At 33.9% G+C, this 7,370-nt stretch carries 1 protein-coding gene; it reads left to right on the top strand.

Annotated features, from left to right (window positions below; translation table 11 throughout):
* Positions 1-492 precede the first annotated feature (492 nt).
* The gene (locus tag Q0138_RS02295; RefSeq protein WP_297980372.1) at positions 493-7,272 is read left to right on the top strand and encodes a hypothetical protein; all 6,780 of its coding nucleotides are present in this window, start codon (positions 493-495) and stop codon (positions 7,270-7,272) included.
* The last annotated feature ends 98 nt before the right edge of the window (positions 7,273-7,370 follow it).

Raw genomic sequence — 7,370 nt, forward strand, 5'->3', positions numbered from 1 at the left:
TCATTTATTTTAAATTTTATATTTTTATTTTAAATTTACAGTTTTTTTAGAATATTATAACAATATTAAAACAATATTTCTATTTTAAATCAATATTAAAATGAAAAAAACCGTTTATTTTATAAATAAAGAAAAACAATTAATATTTGGAGAAAAATCTCAATGCAGAATTCTTTAAATTTTTAATATTTTTATTAAATTTTCACATTCAAATTGAATATTTCATTTGTTTTGAATTTTTTTTATTCAAATTGAATTTTTCATTTGTTTTGAATTTTTTTTATTCAAATTGAATATTTTTAAAATTTGACTTCTATTAATTGTAATTTTAAAAATCAATTCAATTTCGGGTAAAATTTTTATCTTCCACATTATGGTTTAAAGACTTCCTAAAATTAAAATTTCTTTTAAATTAAATTTACCAAAACCAATGAATTTATTATTTATTTAAAGAATTCATTTTTCTCCAAATTATTGTGAGGTGTTATTACATTGAAATGTAAATCAATAAATCTAATTTGTTTGGTTCTTCTGTGTGTATTAACATTTTCAACTGTAAGTGCAACTGATCTTGACGATCAGCTTGCAAATCAAACACAGTCTGAATCTTCTATAACAAATTACAATAAGTTAAATACAGTCATTAATAGTGAAGATGAAGATTGTGTCGGCTCTATGAATGAATTATCTAATTTGGACAGTGTAAAAGGTCTAAATTCTATTAATTCAGATGAGAACGCTCTTAAATCTACATTAACTGTTAATGGAAATTCATTTTCAGATATTCAAACTAAAATAAATGGTGCAAGTAGTGGAGATACCATCAATCTTGATGGGAAGACATTCACCGGAAACGGTTCTGCAATAAGAGTAAACAAGACATTGAATATTGTAGGATCCCTAACCAGCCAAAAGGCCACTCTTGATGCAAAGTTCCTTTCAGGAATTCTTTTGGTCAGCGGCGCAAACAACATAAACATAAGCAACTGTATATTTACACATGCAAACACTACAGCTGTGAAGGTTTATCAGAACAATGTTTGCATTTCCAATTGTATTTTCAAGGATTCAAATTCAAGCTTCGTTTCACATCTTAGGGTTTATCAGAATACAAGCAATTTCAGACTTAAAAACTCAGAGTTTTTAAATGGATTTTCAGCGGAAGGTACAAATATTGTTCTCTCTGCCAAAAACTCTACAGTGGAAAACTGCATATTTACAAACAACTCTGTAGTAAACAATGATGGCCTACAGGGTTATGGCGGAGCCCTACAGATTGGCGGTGAACTTACAAACACCAATATTGGATATGTTGTAAACTGTACTTTCATTAATAATTCTGTTACTACCAGCTATACAGGTTCCCATGCGGGAGCATTGTGTTTTAGGCCCGGAATCAAGGTCTATAATTCCACATTCATCAACAATTCCTGTAACAGGGTAGGCGGTGCTACATCACTTCATGAGGATGGGGAAATATACAATTGCATATTCATAAACAACAGTGCAGGACGCTTTGGAGGAGCCATAAGCACTGGTCTTGACAGTGAAGATATAAGTGTAAATATTTCAAATTGCTCTTTTGAATCTAATTTTGCTCCAATAGGCGGTGCAGTACAGATAAAGGGCAATGATGTTAAAATCCTAAATTCAAGTTTTAAGGACAACAAGGCGAATGAAACTGACGGCGGCGCCCTTTTCATTATGGGAAGCAGAGCAATAGTGCTGAATTCATCATTTGTCAATAACTTTGCAAAAAACATTGGTGCAGGAGTGCTCATCAATGGGTCAAACGCTTCAATATTAAACAGCAGCTTTAATAAAAACATTGCAGATTATGGAGCTGCAATCTATGTGGTAGGTGAAAATGCAAATCTATTCGGTTCAAATTTCACAAACCATAACGTTAAAAACGGCACTGTCTACATAAATGGAAAGAATACCTATGTATATTCATCCTTGTTTAAGGACAATCTTGCAGAAAGCGGTGCAGCATTATTCATTGAAGGATCCAATGCCAATGTATTGAATGTAAACTTCACCAATGACAATGCAAGCAAAAAGGGCGGTGCAGTATACATCGACGGTTCATATGCAAACATCATCGCTTCCAATTTCCTCTACAACAATGCAATACCTAGCCAGTCCGATATTGGCAGCGGTCTTGGCGGTGCAGTTTATATCAAGGGAAACAACAATAGGATAGACAACTCCATCTTCAACTACAACACTGGAAGAAACGGTTCTGCAATATATACCGATGGAAAGAACATGACCCTGTCAAACACTAATTTTGACAGAAACCAGGCATGGACTTATGTATTGAATTCAACCGTAAATCCAAGTGTCAGTTATTTTAACAGAAGCGACATTTTAATTAATTTGACTTTGGTAGGTGGCAATAATATTGCAAACGCAATCTATAATACTGCATCTATTGGAGAAATTTACTTTTATAATGTTAGCTATATATCCTCAAAGGGTCAAAAGCTAACAAGTAGTAGTGAAATCCATCCTGTAAGCGGTGCAAACAACAGTAGGAATGGAACTCTTCTTTATCAGGACGACAGGGAAGACAACCAATTGGTCAATGTGGTAATCATAAAGGATGATTCTCAAGGTATTAAATCAGCTTCTTTGGATTTAGGCAATCTTGATTTATTATCACTTTCCGATTCAGAAAATCTAAATGTTTTATATTCCAGCAGGAATTCAGTAAATCAAAATGTTTTATATTCCAGCAGGGATTCAGATAATGTAAAAATATTATATTCCAATATGGATTCAAACATTCTCAAGGCAAGTTCAAGCAGCATAATCTTGAACAAAACCTTCAATACAGGAATCCTTGGAGACATTAATTTCAATCTCAAGGATTATTACAACAAGACCCTTGAGCCTGGAAGATATATCCTTATGGCCAAGCATATTGAGGATGACTACTATAAGGAAATAGACTCAAGTGATGAGTTTGAAATATTGCCTCTTGTTGATTTGTCCATAGACATTGTGGCAAGCAGAACAACTGTTGAATACAATAAAACAGTTAAGTTCACCATTAAGGTCAATAATCTCGGTCCGAACAATGCAAGCAATGTAAATGTAAGTGCAATAATTCCAAGCGGAGTTCTTGTAACCTCATCAAGCCCTTCAACAGGCTCCTACAATGCCACTAGCGGAATTTGGAATATTGGAGATTTATTGGTCGGTGAAAATCAGACATTGGCAATAAATACAAGAATAAACAGAACAGGAACAGTCAATTTCCCTGTAAACATTAGCTCCAGTGAAGAGGATACAAATAAATCAAACAATTATGACAATCAATCCATCAAGGTTCCTGTAGCTGATTTGGCAATCACCATTGAGGCTTCAGAACATGATGTGGACTTTGGGGATGAAGTTGATTGGACAATAAGTGTGGCAAACAATGGTCCGGACAATGCCAGTTCACTAGTTGTTTCAATAGGCAATCTCAACAATACCGCTTTGATACTGTCTAATTATTCAAATTCAAGTTTGAACTTAAGCTCCTACACTTGGAAAATACCAAGCCTTGCTTCAGGTGCTGAGATTTCACTTGTTCTAAATACCGTTGCAAACTCTTCAAACAGGACAATTGCCATTCCTGTCAATGTCACAGCAGACACATATGATCCTATAAAGACCAATAATCTTGATGAGGATGAGATTTATCTTGAGCCATTGTGTGACCTTTCCCTTAATCTAACAGTTTCTAATAAAAAGATAAACAATGGAGACATAGTCAACTGGACTGTAATCGTCAAGAATTTAGGTCCTAATCTTGCTGAGGATGTTTCCGTTGAAATCAGTGACTTGATTGGCTTGGACTTGGATTTGATAAATTATGGAATAACTAACATGAATTCAACCTCAAAGGTAGACTTGTCTTTAAGCGATTATGATTTGGATAGTGGAGAATGGTTTATTGGAGATATGGCTAGAGGTGCAGAGATTAAACTTGTTCTTGAAACCATTGTAAACAGCCTGTCTGATGAAGTTCTTTTGGAGGGACTTGTTGAAAGTGCCACCTATGAATCTGACTATTCAAATAACTATGGAAATGATTCAATAATTCTAAATCCATTCTGCGATTTGGAGATTAGAGTGGAAGTATTGAATAATACCGCTAACTATAATGATACTGTCGGAATTTCCTTTATTGTTAAAAACAATGGTCCAAGTGATGCAGAGGATGTCTATGTGGATATTGCAAACCTTGATGATTTGGGCTTGATTGTATTGAATTCAAGTGTGGCCTCTCCAAATTTCATTAAAAACAATGATTCAGATACTTATCTATGGATTATAGGAAACCTTTCAGATAATGAAAGCTCTAGCTTGATTGTAAATGCTCAGGTAAATCTTACAGACAAGGAGATTGTTCTTGGTGCAATTGTAAACTCATCAACTTATGAACTTGATTACTCAAACAATGTGGATGAGGATGCGCTTATTGTAAATCCATTGTGTGACTTGGCAATAGACCTTATAGTATTTGACGATAAGGCGAACATAGTTGATTCCAATTATTCCTTTAAGACAGGGGATACTGCAATATTGTCATTCATCGCATCCAATTTCGGCCCGGATGATGGAATCGATGCATTTGTAAACATCTCCAAGCTGGAGTCATTAGGTCTTGTCATTGTGGAAAATGAAGGTAATTTGAATAAGGAATTGTATCAGTGGATAATCGGCAACATAACTGGTGGAAAGAACGATTTCCTGATTGTGACCACCAGAATCAATGCATCAAACAGGACAATTCCTATAAGTGCAATCATAAACAGCAGCACCTATGAGTTGAATTATCTAAACAATTATGACAATGATTCAATAAGGGTTGATCCATTATGTGACTTGTCCATTGATGTGGCGGTTTCCAATGCTTCACCAAACAGGAATGACACTGTTGAAATCAGTTTCACTGTTAAAAACAATGGTCCTGATGATGCAATAGACGCTTGTGTAAATATTTCCAATTTGGATGAGCTGGGCTTGATTCTTTTAAATAAGTCCTTGGAGGGTTTTGATGAGAATGCAAGTCAGTGGAATCTTGGAAATCTTCAAAGCGGAAAGAACAAGACTTTGGTTTTAACTGTAGTGGTAAATGATTCCAACAGAAACATTAGCATAAATGGAATTGTAAACAGCAGTACCTATGAGTTGAATTATCTAAACAATGAGGATAATGAAAGCATGTCCATAAATCCATTATGTGACTTGGCAATTGACCTTATTATTAGAAACAATCAGGTAAACAGGGACGACATTATAGAGATAAAGATAAATGTTAAAAACAATGGTCCTGATGATGCAATTAATACAGTCGCTACTATTTCCGATTTAGATTCATTGGGATTAATTGTTTTGGAAAGTTCCTTAAAGGATTATTTCTATAAGGAATCCGCTTCAAACAATTCTAAAAACATTGTTTCAAGTTCTAGTAATCTTTTAAAATCAACTATTTTGTCTGATTCTGCTCAAGATATCTACAAATGGATTGTTGGTAATCTAAGCAGTGGGGATGACAGGAACTTGTCAATCTATGTAAAGGTAAACAAATCAGATGATATTATTCCAGTTCAATCAAGGGTAAACAGCAGTACATATGAGTTGAATTATCAAAACAATTATGACAATGATTCAATAACTGTAAATCCATTATGTGACTTGTCCATTGACATCAATCTTCCGGAAGGTCCTTTAAATTATAATGATACTCTTAATTTAAGCATTGTTGTTGAAAATCAGGGTCCCGATGATGCAATAAATGCTGTAATTAATATTTCAAATCTTGAGGATTTAGGATTTGTAATCATAAACAGTTCAGACAATGGTTTCGATCAAAATGCAAGCCAATGGATTATTGGAAACCTTTCTGATGGAGAAAACAAGACCTTGGACTTGGTTCTTTTGGTAAACACTTCCAACAAGAATCTCACTGTGGATGGAATTGTCAACAGCAGCACATATGAATTGGAATATTCCAACAATATGGATGATGGAACAATAACTGTTGAACCTTTATGTGATGTTTCAGTTGATTTGATTGTTCCGGAAGATCCAGTTAACCTTGATGATGTAATAAACATTACCGTTATTGTTTCAAATGATGGTCCTGATGCTGCAAAGGATGTAAATCTTATCATTCCTGATTTAGAGTCTTTAGGATTAGTTATTTTAAACAGTTCAGAGGATTTGAATCAATTAGAATCAAATGAAACCGGTTCTTCATCTAATGATGATTCTGCTTCTTCATCCAGTAACTCTAATTCATCTAATGTCGATGGTTCTAATTCTTCATCTGAGGATTCCAATTCATTATCTGATGGTACAGATGATTCAAATCAAACTGAAGATTCAAAATCCAATAGAGGTCCTTTAAATTGGAATGTAGGTGAATTGGATATTGGAGATAATAAGACCTTAATCATTTCTGTCTTGGTAAACAAGACCAATGATAATCTCACTCTTCCAACAAAGGTTAATACTTCCACATTTGAAGTGAATTTGGAAAATAATAATGATGAGGAATCATTGATTATTAATCCATTATGTGACTTGGAAGTAAGAATCCTTCCTGATGAGGAAATGGTCTATACCGATGAGACAGTCAATTGGATTGTAACTGTTGTAAACAATGGTCCTGACACTGCAAGTGATGTAAGCCTTTACAATACATTGCCTGACGGATTGGAATATCTTGGTCATGACTTGACCCGTGGAACATTGGAGAATATAATAAATGAATCCAATGGAGACAATGAATATAAATGGGATATTGGTGATTTGGCAAATGGAGAAACCGTTAATTTGGTACTTACCACAAGGGCTTTAAAAGATGGAATTATCCAAAACAATGTAACTGTTTACACTTCCACACCTGATTCAGATGAAAGCAATAACTTTGATGCTGCAGAAGTAGAGGCATTTGTTTTCAATGATGGCAACTTTGATTTCTCTTTAGGTAAAAATACTGGAGGAGAGAAGAAGTCTAAATCTAATGGAAAAGGTAATGGCAATGGAAATGCTAATGCTAACGGCAATGGCAATGGCAATGGAAACGGCAATGGTTATAATAATGGAAATGCTAATTCCAATAATTATGGAGCTTCAAATGGCAATGCCAATGGAAATGGTTTGGATGATGGTATTGGATTAAAGAATACTGGAAATCCATTGGCCATTTTACTCTTAAGCATTTGTGCATTATTCTTAGGTATTAAACCTAGAAAGTACAATTAGATCTTTGTCTAATATTTTAAAATTAATTTTTTTAGTTCTAATTTTTATTAGAACTTTTTTTCTTTTTTTTCAATTTATTAATTTAATTTTTTTAATTT

This window comes from uncultured Methanobrevibacter sp., assembly GCF_937906425.1.
Classification (GTDB): domain Archaea; phylum Methanobacteriota; class Methanobacteria; order Methanobacteriales; family Methanobacteriaceae; genus Methanobrevibacter.